Origin of the sequence: Roseovarius sp. A46 (assembly GCF_004126395.1) — a bacterium.
GTDB lineage: Bacteria > Pseudomonadota > Alphaproteobacteria > Rhodobacterales > Rhodobacteraceae > Roseovarius > Roseovarius nitratireducens.
In genome coordinates this window covers 1-17,793 of the sequence record NZ_PVWS01000033.1, presented here as the reverse complement: position 1 = coordinate 17,793, position 17,793 = coordinate 1, and the positions used below count along the sequence as shown (strand labels likewise).

Sequence of the window (17,793 nt, the reverse complement as noted above, 5' to 3'; positions counted from 1 at the left end):
GAAAAAACGAACATAATCGAACACTCAGCCAGCGAGGTCCGCCATGTCGCAATCGTTTCGCCAGCCCGATATCCTCGAGATCGCCCGCGCCGAGGGAAAGGTGATGGTCGAGAACCTCGCCGAACGCTTCAACGTCACCGTCCAGACCATCCGCCGCGACCTCACCGAGCTTGCCAACGCCGGCAAGCTTGAGCGCGTGCACGGCGGCGCGATCCTGCCCTCGGGCGTGAGCAACATCCTCTACGAGGAACGCCGCCGCCTCAACGAATCGGCCAAGACGGCGATCGGTCGCGCGTGCGCGGCGGCCATCCCCGACGCGACATCGCTCTTTCTCGACATCGGCACCACCACAGAGGCGGTGGCGCAGGCGCTGCTCGACCACCGCAACCTGATGGTGGTGACCAACAACATGAACGTGGCGCAAACTCTGCTCGCCAACCCCGATTGCGAGATCGTGCTCGCCGGCGGCGCGCTGCGACGCTCCGATAATGGGCTCGTGGGCCACCTCACCGCGCGCGCCATCGAGAATTTCAAGTTCGACCACGCGATCCTCGGCTGCTCGGCCCTTGACGAGGACGGGGACATGCTCGATTTCGACATCCAGGAGGTGCTCGTCGGCCAGACCCTTCTGAAACGCTCGCGCGAGGTGATGCTCGTGGCCGACCACTCGAAATTCCAGCGCAGCGCGCCGGTGCGCATCGGCTCGATCCGCGATGTCGATCACGTCTTCACCGACGTGCCGCTGCCACCTGCCCTCGCCGAGGCCTGCGCGACATGGGACACTCATGTCCATGTCTGCCCACCCGGTGACTGACCCACTGCGTCTTCTTGGCTCAAATACTTGGCGGGAGTCGTCCATCTCCGAACAGGAGGAACGGCCTGCCCGCGCCGACGGCCAGGCGTACCGGAGAGCGACCTGAATCAGGCGACCGGGCGACCGATGGAGTCGCACAGCCCCGCGGCGGCAAGCTCTGCCTCAACCGCACGATTCGCACGCTGAACCGCAAGGTTCGGGCGCTGCGCGCCGAGGAGGAGGAGGCGTTTCAGGCACCTGAAAAACTGCCGAACGGAATGTAGCGCACCGGATCGCTGGGGTGGATGTCCGCCGCGCCGTCGGGCAGCTCAACCAGCCCCTCGGCCCAGCTCAGCCCGCTTATGCGCCCCGAACCCTCGGACTTGAACACCTCGGCGCGGCCCTGCCGGATACGCGCGCGCAGGTATTCGCGACGCCCCGGTTTCTTGCGCTTCTCGAACGCGGCGGGCACGTCGAAGCCCTGCGGCGCGCACCACTCGGCCCCCGACAGCACCGCCATGGCAGGCCGCGCGAAGACCAGCGTGCACACCAACGCCGCAACCGGGTTGCCCGGCAGGCCAAAAACCGGCACGCCGGCCCACATCCCGAGCGCCAGCGGCCGCCCCGGCTTGAGCGCGATCCGCCACTCCGCCATCGCCCCTGCCTCGTTCAGCAGCGCCGAGACGTGATCCTCGTCGCCCGAGGACGCGCCGCCCGAGGTCAGGATCACATCCGCCTCCGCCGCGCCCCGGTCCATCGCCGCGCGCAGGGCAGCCCGGTCGTCGGCCACCCGCCCGAGATCGACGAGATCGTATCCCGCCTGCCGCACAAGTGCGGCCAGCATGGGCCGGTTGGCGTCGTAAATCTGTCCCGCGCGCGCCGCCTCTCCCGGCTCGACCAGCTCATCCCCGGTGGAGATCACCGCCACGCGCAACCGCTTGAAAACAGGGAGGTCAGCCAGCCCCACGGCGGCACAAAGCGCCAGGTCGGCAGGGGTCAGAACGCGCCCCGCCTCCAGCACGGTCGCGTCCGCCTCGATATCCTCACCGGCGCGCCGCGTGTTCGCGCCCGGCTTTAGCCCCCCACGAAAGGCGATGCGCCCCTGCCCAAGTGTCACGTCCTCCTGCAATACCACCGTATCGACGCCCTCTGGCAGCGCCGCGCCGGTCAGCACCCGCACGGCATGACCCGGCGGCACGGCACCCTGATGGGGCACCCCGGCCGCCGCGCGCGCCTCCACCAGCGGCAACACCTGATCGCCCTCGCCGAGCGACGCATGGGCAAACCCATACCCATCCACCGCCGTGTTCGCCTCCGGCGGGTTGGCCCGCCGCGCCACAACCGGGGCCGCCAGCACCCGCCCCGCCGCGTCGCCGAGCGGCAGCCGTTCCTGCCCCACCACCGCGCGCAGCCGGTCGCGCAGCATCGCCAAGGCGTCATCCACCGGCGTCCAGTCCACGCCCGCAGGCAGTGCGAAACAATCGTCGCGCAAAGGGGGCGGCTTCAGGGGGTCGTTGCAGGCGGCCATCAGGTCCTCTTCATGTCCGGTTCCCAGCACCCACGCTTCCTCTGCAGCCTCGGGCGGCAGGTCCGTCATCATGCGGTCAAGCCGGGACGCGGGCAACCGAGAAAGGGCGCGAGACAGCAAGCGCACCTGATGGGCGTCGCGAATGCCCCCGGCCGCCTCGGCGCGCTTGACGGCCCGGTTGATGATGCCCGGCCAGATTTCAGCCAGCACGACGCGCGCATCCCGCCAGTCCTCGAACGGCCAGACGGCGACCCCCTCCATCCGCCGCAGGCGCGACAGCATCGGCACTCCCATCAGCACCTGACTGCCAACGGTGGGATTGTAGCAGAGTTGAAAGCAACTGCTAGACGTGCGCGCGATGCAGTCGCAGGTCCGCTTCTCCGGCACCTCTTCGTAAAGGATACCCTTCTTGTCATAGGGAATGCCCGGCCAGCGGTCCCAATGCGTCTTGCCCCAGAACGGGCCGGGGCCGTCAAAGGCTGCGTTCATCTCCTCGGCCACATCGAAGCGATTATTCGCGCCTCGCTCGGAATCCTCGATCCGCGCGGCAAGCCAGTCCCATAGCAGCAAGGGGTCATCCGATCCGGTGATCCGCCGCGCAAAGCCGCGCGGATAGCCGAAGGGAAAATCGAAGGCGGCCAGCACTCGCCGTCCGGCCTCCATCTCCTGCCCGAACATCGCGGCGATGCGGGCCTCCGCCTCGATCCGGCTGCGGCACTAGATCGGCGCCTGCGGCTCACTGTCCCTGACGAGCCCCATCCATATGGCATCCTTGGAGGGTTTTTCGGGAGCGCGCGTGCTCGCCGCCGACCAATCCACCACCAGGACAGTGTCGAATCCCGTCAAAGCCCCACCTCTGCGAGAATGAAATCCGCGATACCCCCCGTATCGTCCAGATCGAACACCGGCCGGTCCAGATCGAGAGGCACGTCGCTCGCCACCGCGCGGATCGTCGGATCATCCGTGGCGATCATCGCGTTGCCCGTTTCGGCGCGGAACGCCTCGACCTTGGGGTGGCGGTCGCGCTTGTAGCCCTCGATCAGCACCAGATCGACGGGGCTCAGCTTCTGCAACAGCGCCTCCAGCGCGGGCTCGCCCTCACCGCGCATCTCGTGCATCAGCGCAAAGCGGTTGCGCGAGGCCAGCAGCACCTCGGTCGCCCCCGCGACCCGGTGGCGGTGGCTGTCCTTGCCCGGATGATCGACGTCAAAGCTGTGATGTGCGTGCTTGATCGTCGAGACCGAGTAGCCCCGCGCGGTGATCTCGGTCACCAGCCGTTCCATCAGCCCGGTTTTCCCTGCATTTTTCCAGCCGGTGACACCGTAGAGCCTCATGCCCCTGCCCTCCTCTGCGCGAGATCCAGATCCCCGGGCGTGTTGACGTTGAAAAAGGCATCCCCGTCGTCGAACAGCGCCTCGCGCCCGCCATGCTTGTCGGTCCAGAGCACGACCTTGCGCAGGCCACCCTCCAGAGCAGCACGCAGATCGTCGCGCAGCGCCACGGGCCAGAGGCCGAAGGTGGGGTGGCGCACCTGCCCGCCGCGGCTCATTGATTTGGTCTCTTCCACGCCGCGCGGCGTGGCTGCCAGCACCAGTGGGTGATCCATCCCCTCCGCCGCCGCCTGGAAGCGCGCCACGAGGTCACGGGGAAAGAACGGCGTGTCGGCAGCCACAGTCACGATGGTCTCGGCCCCCTTTTCCGCCGCCCAGTCGAGCCCCGCCAACACCCCGGTCAGCGGCCCGGGAAAGCCGTCGACCGGGTCGGGCAGAACCGGAAGGCCGAACCGCGCGAACCGTGTCGCATCGCCATTGGCGTTAAGCGCCAGCGCGCCTGCCTGCGGTGCGAGCCGGTCGAGGACATGGTCGAGAATCGTCGCCTCCCCAAGCGGCAACAGCCCCTTGTCGCCACCGCCCATCCGCGTGGCCAGCCCACCTGCGAGGATCACGCCGGGCGGAGCGCTCATCCTTGGGCGCTCTTGCGGCGATGCTTCGGGCTTTCCTCGGCCACGCTCGCGGGGTCGGCGTCGCGCAGGACCCGGTCTTCCCCGCTCAGGCAGACAAACCGCCGCCCGCGCATCCGGCCAATCAGCGTGAGCCCCACCTCGCGCGCGATTTCCACCCCCCAGGCGGTGAAGCCCGAGCGCGAGGCCAGCACCGGAATGCCCATCAGCGCGGTCTTGATCACCATCTCCGAGGTCAGCCGCCCGGTGGTGTAGAGCGTCTTGTCGTCCGGGCGCACGCCTTCGGAGAACATCCAGCCGGCGATCTTGTCCACCGCGTTGTGGCGGCCGACATCCTCCATGTAGACGAGCGGGCGCGCTCCCTGGCACAGCACCGTGCCGTGGATCGCCCCTGCCTCGAGATAGAGCGACGGGGTGCGGTTGATCTTGGCGGCCAGCGCGTAGAGGTCCGATGTGCGCACCTCCACCTGCGGCAGACGCACCTCCTCCAGCCCCTCCATCATGTCGCCGAAGACCGTGCCCACGGCACAGCCACTGGTGCGGGTCTTCTTTTTCAGCTTTTCCTCGTAGGACGTCTGTCCGTCGGTGCGCACCACCACCGTTTCCAGGTCGTCATCGTAGTCTACACCGCGCACCACCTCATCCGGCGCCAGCATCCCCTGATTGCGCAGGAAGCCGAGCGCGAGATACTCGGGATAATCCCCGATGGTCATCGCCGTCACGATTTCCTGACCGTTGAGAAAGATCGTCAGGGGCCGTTCCTCGACCACCGAGATGTGCGCAGGATTTCCCTCGTGATCCACCCCCTCGACCGCGCGGGTGAGCCGCGCCGCACCGGGATCGGGCGCGATGAGATAGTCCGGAATATCGCTTTGAGCGGTCAATTGAATCTCCTCCTCGCATCCGATAGGCCAAGGGCGCAACCATCCCGGAGCGCCCCCGACAGTGGCCAGCCAAAGCACCAATTCGCCCTATTGGCAAGGCGTGCGCGACGGCGCGCCCTTCATCCTCGTGATCGTACCGTTCTCGATGCTGTTCGGCGTGGTCGGTACCGAGGCGGGACTGCACATCGCGGAAACGATGGCGTTTTCCGTGCTGGTGATCGCGGGCGCGGCGCAGTTCGCGGCGCTGCAACTGCTGACCGACAACGCGCCGACGCTCATCGCGCTCGTCTCGGCGCTGGCGGTCAACCTGCGCATGGCGATGTACTCGGCCTCGCTCACCCCGTGGCTCGGGGCGGCGCCGCTGTGGCAGCGCGCGATCGCAGCCTACTTCACCGTCGATCAGAGCTATGCCTGCGCGGTGGTGAAATTCGAGCAGGAGCCGCACTGGTCGGTGCCCGCGCGCCTGGCCTATTTCTTTGGCGTTGTCACGCCGATCTGCCCGCTTTGGTACGTGTTCACCCTCGTCGGCGCATTGGTCGGCAACGCGGTGCCCACGGGGCTGCCGCTCGATTTCGCGCTGCCCATCACCTTTCTCGCGATGATCGGTCCGATGCTGCGCACGCCCGCCCACATGGTGGCGGCGCTGGTGTCGGTGACGCTGGCGTTGGCGCTGGCGTGGCTGCCCTACAACCTCGGGCTGCTGCTGGCGGGGATCGCGGGCATGATGGCGGGTGCGCAGGCCGAGGTCATGCTAGACCGCCGCAAGGAGGGCCGGACATGATCGAAGGACCCTCCCTGTGGCTCTTCATCGCCGCGCTCGGCCTCGGAACGTTCGGGCTGCGCTTCGTCTTTCTCGGGCTCATAGGCGACCGCCCGCTGCCCGCCTGGCTGCTTCGGCACCTGCGGTACACGGCGGTGGCGGTGCTGCCGGGGCTGGTCGCGCCGCTGGTTGTCTGGCCCGCCGCCACCGGCGGGGCGCTCGACGCCCCGCGCATGGCCGCCGCTCTCGTCACTCTCTCCATCGGATATTTCATGCGCAACGTGATCCTCGCCATCTCGGCCGGCGCGCTCACGCTTTTTGCAGGTCTCGCCCTTCTGGGCTGACGGCCCCGGCTTCTCTTTGGTGAAAATACTCCGGGGGAGTCGCGCGGATGCGCGACGGGGGCAGCGCCCCCTAGTCCCGGGGGGCCGCCGCGCGACGCAACCGGTCGTTGATCGCCCGTCCAAGGCCCCGCTCCGGAATGGGGGCCACGGCAATCCCTGCCGCACCGGTCGCGTCGAGCGCGTGGAGGTGGTGAAAGAGGTTTGCCGCCGCTTCGACCAGATCACCCGTCTCCGACAGGCTCAGATCGCCCGCCACCGCGCCGAAGCCCAGCATCGCCTCGCCTGCCCGCCGCTCCGTCGCATTGAGCCGCACCCTTGCGCCTGGCGCGTAATGCGATTGCATCTGCCCCGGTGCGGTCAACGCGTCGGCCTCGCCACGCTGCGCGACCGGGGTACCTAGCGCCGCCTCCAGCACCTCGACCGGCACGCCGCCGGGGCGCAGCAGTTCTGGGGCGCCCGCCAGCCCGAGGATGGTCGATTCCACCCCCACCGGGCAAGCCCCGCCATCCACCACCGCCGCGATCCGCCCGTCCAGTCCGGCCAGCACATGCGCCGCCTCGGTGGGGCTGATCCGTCCTGAAGGGTTGGCCGAAGGGGCAGCAACCGGCCCGCCGAACTCGGCCAACAGCGCCCGCGCCACCGGGTGCGCGGGCACCCGCACGGCGAGCGTCGGCAGATCCGCCGTCACCAGCGGCGACACCCGCGCGTCCTGCCGCAGGGGCAACACCAGCGTCAGCGGCCCAGGCCAGAACGCGCTCGCCACGATCTCTGCCGCGTCCGACCAGTCCACGAAGTCGCGCGCGCGTTCTGCGCTATCGACATGCACGATCAGCGGGTTGAAGCGCGGCCGCTCCTTGGCGTCGAAAATCGCGGCCACCGCGCGGTCATTGGCGGCATCGGCGCCGAGGCCATAGACCGTCTCGGTGGGAAAGGCCACGAGCCCGCCCGCGCGCCAGATGGCGGCGGCGCGGGCAAAGCCTTGCGCATCCGCTTGCAATGTTTCGGTTGCATTTGGCATCTAGAACCCCTGACGCGGCGTTTCGCTTGCCGCCACGGCGCGACCGGCTACCCTCGGCGGGAAGGGGCTGAATACAGCCCCACGGCCCGCTTGCCAAGCCGCGCCGGCAGGATGGAAAGGATAAGTGACAATGCCCTATCGCGCCCCGGTCGAGGATTACCGCTTTCTCTTCGAGCATGTGATCGGCCTGCCCGAGGTGGCCGCCACCGACCGATTTTCCGAGGCAGCACCGGACATGACCGACGCGATCCTGACGGAGGCGGGGCGCATGTCCGAGGAGGTGCTCAGCCCGTTGAACCGCGCGGGCGACCTGCACCCCGCGCACATGGAGAATGGCGTGGTGCGGACCTCGCCCGGTTTCGCCGACGGCTACCGCGCGATCGCCGAGGGTGGCTGGATCGCGATCAGCGCCGATCCAGATCACGGCGGCATGGGGCTGCCTATGGTGCTGACCACGGCGGTCAACGAGATGATGGCAGCGGCCTGCCTGTCGTTGCAACTCGCCCCCTTGATGACACAAGGCCAGATCGAGGCGCTCGAGCATCACGCGAGCGACGAGCTGAAGGCCCTCTACCTGCCCAGACTCGTAAGCGGGGAATGGTCGGGCACCATGAACCTGACCGAATCGCAGGCAGGCTCGGACGTGGGCGCACTGCGCACCCGCGCCGAACCCAATGGTGACGGCACCTATGCCATAACGGGTCAGAAGATCTACATCTCCTGGGGCGATAACGATTTCACGGAAAACGTCTGCCACCTCGTGCTCGCGCGGCTGCCCGACGGTGTGCCGGGCACCAAGGGGATCAGCCTGTTTCTGGTGCCCAAGTTCATTCCCGATCCGCGAGGCGATCCCGGCGAACGCAATGCGCTGAGCGTGGTCAGCCTCGAGCACAAGATGGGCCTGAACGGCAGCCCCACCTGCGTGATGCAGTATGACGGCGCAACCGGCTGGCTCGTGGGCGAGCCACATCAGGGCATGCGCGCGATGTTCACCATGATGAACAACGCCCGCCTCGGCGTGGGCGGACAAGGCGTGGGCGTGGCCGAGGCGGCCTATCAACACGCCCTCGCCTTTGCGCAGGAGCGCCGACAGGGACGCACCCCGGTCGGGGATGGCAGCGGCACGATCATCGACCATGCCAATGTGCGCCGGATGCTGGCCTCGATGCGCGCCGAGACATTCGCCGCGCGCGCCATCGCACTGGCCTGCGCCAAGGCCACCGATATGGAGACCGCAACCGGCGCCGATCACTGGCGGGCCCGCGCCGCGCTGCTCACGCCTATCGCCAAGGTCTGCGGCACCGAGACCGGCATCAATGTGGCCAACACCGGCATTCAGCTTCACGGCGGAATGGGCTATATTGAGGAGACGGGCGCGGCACAGTATCTGCGCGACGTGCGGGTGACCGCGATTTACGAGGGCACCAACGGCATCCAGGCGATGGACCTCGTCGGCCGCAAGCTCGCCGACGGGGGTGAGGCCGTCCTGGCACTGATCGACGAGATCGAGGCCGAGGCCGAGGGCGCGCGCACGACCCTGCCCGACCTTGCCGGGCCGGTCTGGCAAGCGACCGAGGGCCTGCGAGAGGCGACCGACTGGATGCTCGCGCAATCAGACATGACCGAGCGCTTTGCCGGGGCCATGCCCTACCTGCGCGGCTTTGCCCGGGTGCTGGGCGCGCATTTCCACCTGCGCGCAGCGCAGGCCGAGGGTGAGGACGGCCCTCGCACGCGGCTCGCACGGTTCTACGTCACCCGGCTCCTGCCCGAGCACGCGGGCCATTTCGCCCATGCCTGCGCCGGGGCGGGCGACCTCTATGCTCTCACGCCCAGGGATTTCACGGCCTGATGGACGGGGGAGAGATCATCCGCCACCCGTGGGACAGCCCCCCACCGGAGGGCAGCGCCACCGAGGTCGCGCCCGGCGTGCTGTGGCTGCGCCTGCCGCTGCCAATGGTGCTCGACCATGTCAATGTCTACGCGCTCGACGAGGGCGATAGCTGGACCATCGTCGATACCGGCATCCACTCGCGCAGGGCCGTGGCACTGTGGGAGACGATCCTTGCAGGCCCCTTGCAGGGAAAGCCGGTTGGCCGGGTGATCCTGACCCATCATCACCCCGACCATGTCGGCATGGCGGGCTGGCTGATGGAGCGGTTCGGAGCGACGCTGTGGGCCTCGCGGACAAGCTGGCTCATGGCGCGGATGCTGATCCTCGACGTCGAGGAGCGGCCCACGCAGCAGGCGTTGGAATTTTCGCGCGCGGGCGGCATGGACCCAGACATATTCGAGGCCCGCGCGCAGCAGCGCCCCTACAATTTCTCCGACACCTGCGCGCCCCTGCCCGTGGGGTACACGCGCGTGAGAGACGGCGCGGTGATCCGCGCGGGCGGGCGCGACTGGGACGTGCATTTCGGCGGCGGGCACGCGCCCGACCATCTGACACTCTGGTCCCGCGACGACGCGCTGGTGATCGCGGGCGACCAGATCCTGCCCGGCATCAGCCCCAATATCGGCGTCTACCCCACCGAGCCCGAGGCCGACCCTCTGTCGGACTGGCTCGCCGCCTGCGCCCGGCTGGCCGAGCACGCGCGCGAGGATCACCTCGTGTTGCCGGGGCACAAGCTGCCCTTTACCGGGCTGCCGCTGAGGATGCGGCAACTGGCCGGAAACCACCACGCCGCGCTCGACCGGCTGCGCGATTTCCTGATCGAGCCGCGCACCGCCGCCGACTGCTTTCCGCTGTTGTTCAAGCGGCGGGTGGAGGCGGGCACCTACGGGCTTGCACTGGTGGAATCCGTTGCGCATCTCAACCACCTGATGCACGCTGGAGAGGTGACCCGCTGGCGGCGCGCAGACGGTGCGTGGCTCTGGAAGGTCCGCGATCAGGAACAGCCGGGGTGCCCATGACCGACCGTATCGAGACCACCGCCGAACATGCCGAGGCAGCCGCCATGCCGCGCGCCCACGAGGTGCATTCCAAGCCCGGCCAGCCCTGTATCGAGACAGCGGCGAAAGCGCTCAAGAACGGCCCGGCAGAGGACAAGAGCCCTGCCCGCTGGGCCTATGAGCGGCTCATCCTCTACATCCGCAATTTCGAGGAAACGCTCGACGAGGCGCACGAGGTGGCGATGGGATTTGCCGGGTCGGACGCTGGCACCATTCACATCGAGGGGATGGGCTATTTCGACCCCGATATCGTCACCTTCTACGGTCAGGACCAGCTGGGGATGCGCACGCAGCTTGTCCAGCATGTCAGCCAGCTCAGCGTGATGCTGCGCGCGCTGCCCAAGCAGGTCGAGGAGGCCCCGCCCACGCGCATCGGCTTTCGTCTCGCGCAGGATATCGAGGCCGAGTGAGAGGCGCCCGCGTCTTGGCGCGTGACAGCGCGCCGGAAATGCAGTAATTCGCTCCCGACCCGGAGATCAAAGACAAGAGGACCGCAGGACATGGCCGACCACAAGCATGGCGAAATGGATACCACCGTTCAGGAAAAGACCTTCGAGGGTTTTATCAAGATGACCGTCTGGTCGGTCGTCGGCATCGCCGTCTTCCTGATCTTTCTCGCGATGGTCAACGCCTGACCCTTAGTCGGACCGGGGGACAATATGCGGTCGATCCTTCTGGCGCTTGGCGCCGCACTGTTTCTGGCTGGCTGTGCAGCCGAATCGGTCCTCTCGACACGGGAGGAGGTGGCGCACGCGGCCTATCGCCATGACGGGCCGCCGCGGCTAACCCTCTACACGATGATCAACAACCGCAGCGGCGCGGGCGCGCATTCCGCGCTGATGATCAACGGCCCGCAGCGGGTGATCTTCGATCCCGCCGGCTCGTTCAACAGCCTTCGCTCGCTGCCCGAACGCGATGACGTGCTCTACGGCATCACCCCGGCCGTGGCGGATGTCTATACCCGCTACCACGCACGCAAGACCTATCATGTGCGTATCCAGCAGCTCAACGTGTCGCCGGAACTGGCCGCGCGCGCCATCCGATTGATCGAAGCCAACGGCCCGGTCCCGTCGGCGCAATGCTCGCTGGCGACCTCGCGCATTCTCGGAGAGCTGTTTCCCGGCCGGGTGCGCAGATCGTGGTTCCCGAAGAAGACCGCCGACGATTTCGCGAAGATCCCCGGCGTGACCGAGGAAACGCTCTACGAATACGACAGCGACGATAATTCAGGCGTGCTCGCCGCCTGGGACCCTGAGCGCTTTCGCGCGCAGTAGCGTGGTCCGGGCATCCCGCCCCGTGGCCGGTGAGGGTAAGAGCCATCCTCCGGGTTCGCGGCAAACTGTCGGCCGGCGGGTCTTCGCGGCGCGCGAAACCGGGTCCCACTCTTGAGCAACATGCATTAGACTGTGCGCATCATGCCCAGCCTCTGCCGCGATTGCCTGCACCCGTTCGAGAGCGCCCCGCGTTGCCCCGCCTGTGGCGGCCCCCGGATCGTGGCGCATCCCGAATTGTGGGAGTTGAGCATCGCGCACATGGACTGCGACGCCTTCTATGCCAGCGTGGAAAAGCGCGATAATCCCGAGCTTGCGCACAAGCCCGTCATCATCGGTGGCGGGCGGCGCGGTGTGGTCTCGACCGCCTGCTATGTTGCGCGCATCCGCGGCGTGCGCTCGGCCATGCCGATGTTCCAGGCGCTGCGGCTTTGCCCCGAGGCGGTGGTGATCCGGCCACGGATGGAGACCTATGCCGAGGTGTCGCGCGCCATCCGCGCGATGATGCTCGATCTCACCCCGGCGGTGGAGCCGCTCTCGCTCGACGAGGCGTTTCTCGACCTCACCGGCACCGCGCGGCTGCATGGCGCACCGCCCGCCGTGGTTTTGGCGCGGCTCGTCCGGAGGATGCGCGACGAGCTTGGGCTCACAGGCTCCATCGGGCTGAGCCACAACAAGTTCCTCGCAAAAATCGCCTCGGACCTCGACAAGCCGCAGGGGTTTTCGGTGATCGGGCGCGCCGAGACCGCCGATTTCCTGCGCGAGCAGCCGGTGAGCCTGATCTGGGGGGTGGGCCAGGCCACGCGCGCGGCCCTGCACGACGCCGGCATCCGCAGCTTTGCCGACCTGCTGAGATGGGAGCGATCCGATCTCGTGGCCCGTTTTGGGTCAATGGGGGATCGGCTATGGCACCTCGCGCGGGGACAGGACCGCAGGCGCGTCACGGCAAACGCGCCGGTCAAGTCGATCTCGAACGAGACCACCTTCGGCGAGGATATCGCCGATCCCGACCTGCTCGACGGGCACCTGTGGCGGCTGTCGGAAAAGGTGGCGGACCGGGCCAAGGCGCGCGCGCTCGCGGGGCGGGTCGTGACGCTCAAGCTAAAGCACAGCGACCATCGGATCATCACCCGCAGGCACGCCCTGCGCGAGCCCACGCAACTGGCCGACACGCTATATCGTGCGGCACGCGGGTTGATGGACCATGTAACCGCCGGGGCGGCGTGGCGGCTTGTCGGGGTGGGGCTGTCGGATCTCGTGGCCGCGGCAGAGGCTGATCGCGCGGGCGATCTTCTCGACCCTGCGGCCCCGCGCCGCGCCAAAGCGGAGCGCGCCACCGATGCGATCCGCGCGCGTTTCGGCCCGGACGCGATCGTAAAGGGGCGGTCGCTACGGTAGGGCATGCCGCTCGTGAGCGGACCCCGGTTCCGAACTCCCGGTAAAGCTATATTGCAACCCTGCGACGCGATACTGCGGATGAACCGCGTAGATCAGCCCGCGAGATCAATTTCGGCCATTCGACGCGCGGCGTCTCGCATTCTGACATCGGGCGCGGCCCCGGGATCGGTTTCGGCCAGAGCCGTCGCCAGGGTCTGATGGCCAATCTCGTAATTCTGCTGGCCCTTGGTCCAGTCCAGAAAATTGGCGCGCGGTGCGGTCGGCAGCTTGACGAGGATGTCGCGGCCCATGTCCATCCGCCCTGTCTCGCGTCGGGAGTTGATGATCATGGACCGGGACAGGATCGAGGGGATGCGGGGGAACCGGTTCTTGCGGCTACGCTTGAACAGGAAGCCGCGCAGCGCGCCCAGACGTCCGGGCAGAGCATCATAATCCGCCTGCACCTGCCAGTTGCTGCCATTGTTGAAATCAAAGACGATATTCGGCCCCGACTTGACCTGTCGCATCGTCTCCAACGGCACGTTCTCCAGCAACCCGCCATCAATCAGCACCTCCCCCTCGCCGGTCAGGATGGGCGGAAGAAGCGCGGGGATGGAGCCGGAAGATCGCACGGCTTTCCATAACGGTCCGGACCGGTGGACATGGATATCGTTGCGCGACAGGTTGGACGAGACCGCGAAGAACGACATCGCCAGATCCTCGATCAGGCCATCGCCGAAGTGCTTGGCCAACTGCGCATCGAATATGCGGTGATCGAGCACCGAGTAGAGCGGCACATTAAGACGGTTCATCGCGCGGCTGGTCACGAATATCTCGTTGCAGCGGCGCATGATCTCTTCTGCCGGAAGCGCCTGCGCGATGGCAGCCGCCATTGCCGCCCCGACGCTGGTGCCGCCGATGTAGTCCACGGGAATGCCGGCCTCTGACATTGCACTCAAGGCACCCACATGCGCGGTTCCGAACGCACCGCCGCCGGCCAGCACGACGCCCACGGCACGGTCGCTGGCAAAGCGCAGAAGGCGCGCGAAATCACCGGAATCATCGAGGGCCAGGTGATGGTGCATCTCGATGTCGCGCCCCGCCAACCAGCCGGTGGTGCCGTGGATCGGGGTAGTGGCGGTGGGACGCCACAGGACGAGATGGTCGCGCGGGTTCACGGCACGGGTATCCGGCCGCGGCGCGGGGGGCGGCGCGTCCAGGCGAGCGACGCGAAACCGGCTGTCGCTGCGGGTCTCGGCAAAACGGGCCCAGTCTGGCGTTGCCTGCCCATCGCGCACCAGCAGGATGTGCCGCTCGCCCGCGCGCTCGAGCGGGGCAAACCACTCGGCAAGCGCTTCGGGTCCGGCAGACACCGGTGCCGTTTCGGCTGTGTGAATATTGAGCTGGCCCAGATTTTCCGCAGATCGGAATAATCCGTCCACCAGCTGCTCGGGCAGCGGCTCACCGCCAGCGACCGGGCCGATCGAGACCACCAGGCCCGCCATCGGGGACAGAACGGGCGCCTTGGCCGTCACCGCGGCAAGCCGGGCCGCGACCGTGGCGAGTATGGCTTGCGGCAGGGCCGCGTCATGCTTTGCGACGGCGTCAAAGCCCTCGCGGGTCAGGCTCAGGATCTCGCTGTCCCGAAGCGCGGTGACGCTCGCGGTGCGGCGCCCGCCGGAAAAGAAGGCCAACTCCCCGAGCGGCTCCCCCACGCCCACCATGGCGATCGTGTGCCCGTCACGCGCGACGCGGAATCGTCCGCTGGCGACGAGGTAAAGCGAATCCGCCTGGCTGTCCTGTTCGATCAATGTCTCGCCGGTCGGAACGCGCCTCAACTCGACGGTTTGCGCGATCTGCTCCAGCGCTTCGGAGTCGAGACCGTCGAATACCGACAGCCCTGTCAGCAAGGCCTTGATGCGCTTCTTGTCAACGGTCATTCATGACTCCACCTACGCGGGCAACAGGTCTTTACCAACCGACATTCCCAAGGTGGCTTGCCGTTTGTCGGGACTGTTGCCCGATATTTCCATTTGATCAAGGGGGTGCATCCCCGGGGGACTCGGAGCGCGAGATGTGCCACGCCGCCACCGGCATTTGCCCGGCGCAAGGCGTGGGTGCGGTCCTCGAATTGTTGTCAGGTGATGGGTTTCCCGGGTCGCCGGACAGGGGATCACTCGGCGGCGAGCGGCATCGCCTGCGCGCGCCCGATCTCGGTGATCTCTTGAATAACACCGCACATAAGCCGCCGGAATGCCTCGAAATTTCCGTTTGGACGGATCAGCCGCTCGTTCATGTAGAGCGCGCGGTCGATCTCGATCTGAACGGCGTGGCGCCCGCGCGAGGGGCGCCCGTAGGCCTGCGTGATATAGGCCCCGGCAAAGGGCGTGTTGCGCGTGACCATCAGCCCGGCACGGGTAAAGGCGGCTTCGATCCGGTCCACGATCTCGCCGTCGGCCGCCGCGCCGAACCGGTCGCCCAGCACGACCTCGGGGCGGCGGAGGCCGCGGCTGGCGACCGAGTCCATCGCCTCGTGGGGCATGGAGTGGCAATCTATCAGGATCGCCTGCCCGAACATCAGGTGCGCCTGGTCCAACTGTCCCTGTAGCGCCTCGTGATACGGGTGCCAGAAGTCGTCGATGCGGTGGCGGGCCTCGGCGAGGGTGATCTTGCCGGAATAGATCGCGCGACCGTTGGCAACGACGCGGGGGATGACGCCGAGGCCCGAGGCGATGCGGGGGTTGTGGCCCTGCCGGCTGACCCCCTCGATCAGCGCCGGGTCAAGCTCGTCCGGGCTTCGGTTGAGATCGACATATGCGCGCGGCGCCCCCGCCCGCAAGAGCGGTGCGCCGGCCCGTGGAGCACTGTCAAACAGTTGATCTACATAGGCATCTTCGGATGAGCGCACCGAATGTTCGTTGAGCCGCGTGCGCCGCAGGAAGGACCACGAATAGTCCCGCCCGCTATGTGGCGAGGCGAACACCACCGACGTGGTGCGGCGCTCGGGGTGGGTGAGATGATACGCGGCCTTGGGCATCGGGGACTCCTCGGGGGATATAATAGACGGAAATCGCAGCGCTAAAAGCCCTTGATCCCTCCCCCGACTCCTTTTATACGCCAGCGGACCGGCGCGGAATTCCGCGCCCCTCTTTGTTACGGGGGGCGGGGGGCCGGGTCAGGGCGATTAGCTCAGCGGTAGAGCACTTCGTTGACATCGAAGGGGTCACAAGTTCGAACCTTGTATCGCCCACCATCGAATTATCGTTGCGTGTCAAGCACGTAACACCCGCAACCCCAGGTGCGCCGGCGCGTGCCGCGACAGACAGGAGACGACCATGAAGGTGCGCAATTCGCTGCGTTCTCTGAAGAACCGGCACCGCGATTGCCGTGTCGTGCGCCGCAAGGGCCGCGTTTACGTCATCAACAAGACCCACCGCAAGTTCAAGGCGCGGCAGGGCTGAGACCGGGCTAAGAGCGGGCCCGCGGCGGCCCGTCCCTCGCCACGAAGCTACAGGTTCGGGGCGTGAACCGCACGGTTCGCGCCCTTTCGCGTGCGCGGGGGTAACGATTTGTTCACCGCCCCGTGCGAGGCTGCCCGTCCCAATCCCGAGGACGGCCATGACCGAGCAGATATTTCCCCCCGTTCCCGAGATCACCATCGAGACGCTGCGCCGCTCGCTCGGGGCCTGCCTCGACGAGGTGCGGCTGAGCGGGCAGCAGCGGATCGTGATGCGCCGCGGCCGCCCGGTGGCGGGGCTCGTGACGGTGACCGAGGCGCGGGCGCTGTGGACCCTCGACCACGAGAGCGCGGTCTATTCCGAATGGCGCATGCGCGAACGCCTCGACACCCTCGCCCGCCGCCGCGATGCCGTCACCCGGCAGGCCGAGGCGGAACGGCGGGCAGCGTTCGAGAGGGGGGTGTTGGGGAGGTGAAGGGGGGGGCAAACCGAAACAACCACTTTCTCGCGCACCTCTAGAAGCGCGCCGGCCAATGAAGTATATGGATATGGAAAGACAAATTCATTCTGTATGGGTTGAATCACAATGTCACGGCAAGGCAGGCACGGCGAGTGGAAATTCGGCGAAATTTGTACTGGCCCAGATGCAAACGCTGAAGCTGTGGTTAACAAAGCCTCAGATGATCAACATGGCTGGGATCATATTCTAGAAATCGTACCTCCAAGCTCTCCTATGCTTCCTGCAGACTTACAGGCTCACGTCCTACAGTGTTTCGTGCAAATAAAAACAACACAAGGAAAATCACCTAAAACAAGATTGAAGCTTTCTAACGCTGTGAAAGCAGCGAAATCTCCGCTGCCAAGTTTTGTTTTCTTGCTCCAATACCATGACAGATCAAGCCGTCCAAAGATATTTGGTAGACACATTTGGGCAAGCGAAATTGAACACTGGCTAAAGCGTGCTCGAGAAACAGAGACCGAAGGCTCTCAGGACCTGCACAAATTGTCAGCTACAATGTCCTTCAGCGAAGCTGATTGTATTCAACAAAATCCTGTTGATTGGGTCCTTACAATATTGTCTCAACACGGCGGTGAAAACTACGCAAAAAGAAAGCTCAAGTTGATTAACTCAGTTGGCTATGAGCAATATTCACATGAGGGCACGGTAACCTTCGGGCCACTTGATTCTGCTGCTGATGTAGTTTTGCATGAGTTAGGTTTAAAACGGGATTTGCCTTTCAAAGATCTCCGTCTCTATGATAGGAGGTTTGGTATCAAATCAATGTTTCCAGTTAACTCGTTTTCGACTGGTCGAATTAGATTTAGGAAAGTCTGAACAACGCCTTCTGCTGCGCCGACGCGCCGATGTGAGGGCCATGCCGGGCATCAGGCAGCTTGTTTCCAGCGGCTTTCGGGCTGCTTCGGCCGCTCGGTTGGTGGACAGGCCAATT

General features: G+C 66.4%; 18 protein-coding genes, 1 tRNA gene and 1 pseudogene. 13 read left to right on the top strand and 7 right to left on the bottom strand.

What is annotated here, in order from left to right; all coding sequences use genetic code 11:
- Positions 1 to 43: 43 nt before the first annotated feature.
- Positions 44 to 814 (top strand): DeoR/GlpR family DNA-binding transcription regulator, encoded by a 771-nt coding sequence (locus tag C6W92_RS14815; RefSeq protein WP_129434517.1) that lies wholly within the window; start codon positions 44 to 46, stop codon positions 812 to 814.
- 229 nt (positions 815 to 1,043) lie between these two features.
- Here C6W92_RS14815 and glp read toward each other — a convergent pair.
- From glp to C6W92_RS14795, 4 genes and pseudogenes are all read right to left on the bottom strand, one after another.
- Positions 1,044 to 3,167: pseudogene (gene glp / locus C6W92_RS14810) on the bottom strand (gephyrin-like molybdotransferase Glp).
- The gene (gene mobB / locus C6W92_RS14805) at positions 3,164 to 3,655 is read right to left on the bottom strand and encodes a molybdopterin-guanine dinucleotide biosynthesis protein B (RefSeq protein WP_104019487.1); all 492 of its coding nucleotides are present in this window, start codon (positions 3,653 to 3,655) and stop codon (positions 3,164 to 3,166) included. The pseudogene glp and the gene mobB overlap by 4 nt, the downstream one beginning before the upstream one ends.
- The gene (gene mobA / locus C6W92_RS14800; protein WP_129434515.1) at positions 3,652 to 4,284 is read right to left on the bottom strand and encodes a molybdenum cofactor guanylyltransferase MobA; all 633 of its coding nucleotides are present in this window, start codon (positions 4,282 to 4,284) and stop codon (positions 3,652 to 3,654) included. The genes mobB and mobA overlap by 4 nt, the downstream gene beginning before the upstream one ends.
- Positions 4,281 to 5,165, bottom strand: a complete 885-nt coding sequence (locus tag C6W92_RS14795; protein WP_241691175.1) for a formate dehydrogenase accessory sulfurtransferase FdhD — start codon at positions 5,163 to 5,165, stop codon at positions 4,281 to 4,283. Before C6W92_RS14795 ends, mobA begins: the two co-directional genes overlap by 4 nt.
- Before the next feature lie 61 nt (positions 5,166 to 5,226).
- Between C6W92_RS14795 and C6W92_RS14790 the strand changes: the two genes are divergently transcribed.
- Together C6W92_RS14790 and C6W92_RS14785 are read left to right on the top strand one after the other, a co-directional pair.
- Positions 5,227 to 5,946 (top strand): AzlC family ABC transporter permease, encoded by a 720-nt coding sequence (locus C6W92_RS14790; protein WP_129434513.1) that lies wholly within the window; start codon positions 5,227 to 5,229, stop codon positions 5,944 to 5,946.
- The gene (locus C6W92_RS14785; RefSeq protein ID WP_129434511.1) at positions 5,943 to 6,269 is read left to right on the top strand and encodes an AzlD domain-containing protein; all 327 of its coding nucleotides are present in this window, start codon (positions 5,943 to 5,945) and stop codon (positions 6,267 to 6,269) included. Before C6W92_RS14790 ends, C6W92_RS14785 begins: the two co-directional genes overlap by 4 nt.
- A 70-nt stretch (positions 6,270 to 6,339) precedes the next feature.
- Here the strand turns inward: C6W92_RS14785 and C6W92_RS14780 are convergent, their stop codons facing one another.
- On the bottom strand, positions 6,340 to 7,287 hold the full coding sequence (locus tag C6W92_RS14780) for an L-threonylcarbamoyladenylate synthase (protein ID WP_129434509.1): 948 nt from the start codon (positions 7,285 to 7,287) through the stop codon (positions 6,340 to 6,342).
- Positions 7,288 to 7,417: 130 nt separating this feature from the next.
- Between C6W92_RS14780 and C6W92_RS14775 the strand changes: the two genes are divergently transcribed.
- From C6W92_RS14775 to C6W92_RS14750, 6 genes are all read left to right on the top strand, one after another.
- A complete protein-coding gene (locus C6W92_RS14775; protein ID WP_129434507.1) occupies positions 7,418 to 9,136 on the top strand; it encodes an acyl-CoA dehydrogenase in 1,719 nt (572 codons plus the stop codon).
- Positions 9,136 to 10,197 (top strand): MBL fold metallo-hydrolase, encoded by a 1,062-nt coding sequence (locus C6W92_RS14770; protein ID WP_129434505.1) that lies wholly within the window; start codon positions 9,136 to 9,138, stop codon positions 10,195 to 10,197. The genes C6W92_RS14775 and C6W92_RS14770 overlap by 1 nt, the downstream gene beginning before the upstream one ends.
- Complete coding sequence (locus tag C6W92_RS14765) at positions 10,194 to 10,646, top strand: DUF6173 family protein (RefSeq protein ID WP_129434503.1); 453 nt, start codon at positions 10,194 to 10,196, stop codon at positions 10,644 to 10,646. The genes C6W92_RS14770 and C6W92_RS14765 overlap by 4 nt, the downstream gene beginning before the upstream one ends.
- Positions 10,647 to 10,736: 90 nt before the next feature.
- Complete coding sequence (locus C6W92_RS14760) at positions 10,737 to 10,871, top strand: aa3-type cytochrome c oxidase subunit IV (RefSeq protein WP_104019501.1); 135 nt, start codon at positions 10,737 to 10,739, stop codon at positions 10,869 to 10,871.
- A gap of 24 nt (positions 10,872 to 10,895) precedes the next feature.
- The gene (locus tag C6W92_RS14755; protein ID WP_129434501.1) at positions 10,896 to 11,510 is read left to right on the top strand and encodes a hypothetical protein; all 615 of its coding nucleotides are present in this window, start codon (positions 10,896 to 10,898) and stop codon (positions 11,508 to 11,510) included.
- Positions 11,511 to 11,651: 141 nt separating this feature from the next.
- Positions 11,652 to 12,905 carry a DNA polymerase IV gene (locus C6W92_RS14750; protein WP_129434498.1) on the top strand — a complete coding sequence of 418 codons (1,254 nt, stop codon included), beginning with the start codon at positions 11,652 to 11,654 and terminating at the stop codon, positions 12,903 to 12,905.
- A gap of 92 nt (positions 12,906 to 12,997) precedes the next feature.
- Here C6W92_RS14750 and C6W92_RS14745 read toward each other — a convergent pair whose 3' ends face one another.
- Entirely contained in the window at positions 12,998 to 14,824 is a 1,827-nt protein-coding gene (locus C6W92_RS14745) for a cyclic nucleotide-binding and patatin-like phospholipase domain-containing protein (RefSeq protein ID WP_129434496.1), read from the bottom strand.
- Positions 14,825 to 15,057: 233 nt separating this feature from the next.
- On the bottom strand, positions 15,058 to 15,921 hold the full coding sequence (locus C6W92_RS14740; protein WP_129434494.1) for an N-formylglutamate amidohydrolase: 864 nt from the start codon (positions 15,919 to 15,921) through the stop codon (positions 15,058 to 15,060).
- Between the two features lie 141 nt (positions 15,922 to 16,062).
- On the opposite strand from C6W92_RS14740, the gene C6W92_RS14735 reads away from it, so the two are divergent.
- The 4 genes from C6W92_RS14735 (at position 16,063) to C6W92_RS14720 (ending at position 17,678) form a co-directional block, all read left to right on the top strand.
- Positions 16,063 to 16,137, top strand: a tRNA-Val gene (locus C6W92_RS14735).
- Positions 16,138 to 16,219: 82 nt separating this feature from the next.
- The gene (gene ykgO / locus C6W92_RS14730; RefSeq protein ID WP_092695232.1) at positions 16,220 to 16,345 is read left to right on the top strand and encodes a type B 50S ribosomal protein L36; all 126 of its coding nucleotides are present in this window, start codon (positions 16,220 to 16,222) and stop codon (positions 16,343 to 16,345) included.
- 157 nt (positions 16,346 to 16,502) lie between these two features.
- On the top strand, positions 16,503 to 16,817 hold the full coding sequence (locus C6W92_RS14725; RefSeq protein WP_129434492.1) for a hypothetical protein: 315 nt from the start codon (positions 16,503 to 16,505) through the stop codon (positions 16,815 to 16,817).
- A 111-nt stretch (positions 16,818 to 16,928) separates the two neighbouring features.
- Positions 16,929 to 17,678, top strand: a complete 750-nt coding sequence (locus C6W92_RS14720) for a hypothetical protein (protein WP_129434490.1) — start codon at positions 16,929 to 16,931, stop codon at positions 17,676 to 17,678.
- The last annotated feature ends 115 nt before the right edge of the window (positions 17,679 to 17,793 follow it).

Bases quoted from the DNA above. Each gene is read 5' to 3' on its own strand.
- C6W92_RS14815 (WP_129434517.1), top strand. From the start codon at position 44: ATGTCGCAATCGTTTCGCCAGCCCGATATCCTCGAGATCGCCCGCGCC.
- mobB (WP_104019487.1), bottom strand. From the start codon at position 3,655: ATGAGGCTCTACGGTGTCACCGGCTGGAAAAATGCAGGGAAAACCGGG.
- mobA (WP_129434515.1), bottom strand. From the start codon at position 4,284: ATGAGCGCTCCGCCCGGCGTGATCCTCGCAGGTGGGCTGGCCACGCGG.
- C6W92_RS14785 (WP_129434511.1), top strand. From the start codon at position 5,943: ATGATCGAAGGACCCTCCCTGTGGCTCTTCATCGCCGCGCTCGGCCTC.
- C6W92_RS14780 (WP_129434509.1), bottom strand. From the start codon at position 7,287: ATGCCAAATGCAACCGAAACATTGCAAGCGGATGCGCAAGGCTTTGCC.
- C6W92_RS14775 (WP_129434507.1), top strand. From the start codon at position 7,418: ATGCCCTATCGCGCCCCGGTCGAGGATTACCGCTTTCTCTTCGAGCAT.
- C6W92_RS14770 (WP_129434505.1), top strand. From the start codon at position 9,136: ATGGACGGGGGAGAGATCATCCGCCACCCGTGGGACAGCCCCCCACCG.
- C6W92_RS14765 (WP_129434503.1), top strand. From the start codon at position 10,194: ATGACCGACCGTATCGAGACCACCGCCGAACATGCCGAGGCAGCCGCC.
- C6W92_RS14760 (WP_104019501.1), top strand. From the start codon at position 10,737: ATGGCCGACCACAAGCATGGCGAAATGGATACCACCGTTCAGGAAAAG.
- C6W92_RS14755 (WP_129434501.1), top strand. From the start codon at position 10,896: ATGCGGTCGATCCTTCTGGCGCTTGGCGCCGCACTGTTTCTGGCTGGC.
- C6W92_RS14750 (WP_129434498.1), top strand. From the start codon at position 11,652: ATGCCCAGCCTCTGCCGCGATTGCCTGCACCCGTTCGAGAGCGCCCCG.
- C6W92_RS14745 (WP_129434496.1), bottom strand. From the start codon at position 14,824: ATGACCGTTGACAAGAAGCGCATCAAGGCCTTGCTGACAGGGCTGTCG.
- C6W92_RS14740 (WP_129434494.1), bottom strand. From the start codon at position 15,921: ATGCCCAAGGCCGCGTATCATCTCACCCACCCCGAGCGCCGCACCACG.
- ykgO (WP_092695232.1), top strand. From the start codon at position 16,220: ATGAAGGTGCGCAATTCGCTGCGTTCTCTGAAGAACCGGCACCGCGAT.
- C6W92_RS14725 (WP_129434492.1), top strand. From the start codon at position 16,503: ATGACCGAGCAGATATTTCCCCCCGTTCCCGAGATCACCATCGAGACG.
- C6W92_RS14720 (WP_129434490.1), top strand. From the start codon at position 16,929: ATGTCACGGCAAGGCAGGCACGGCGAGTGGAAATTCGGCGAAATTTGT.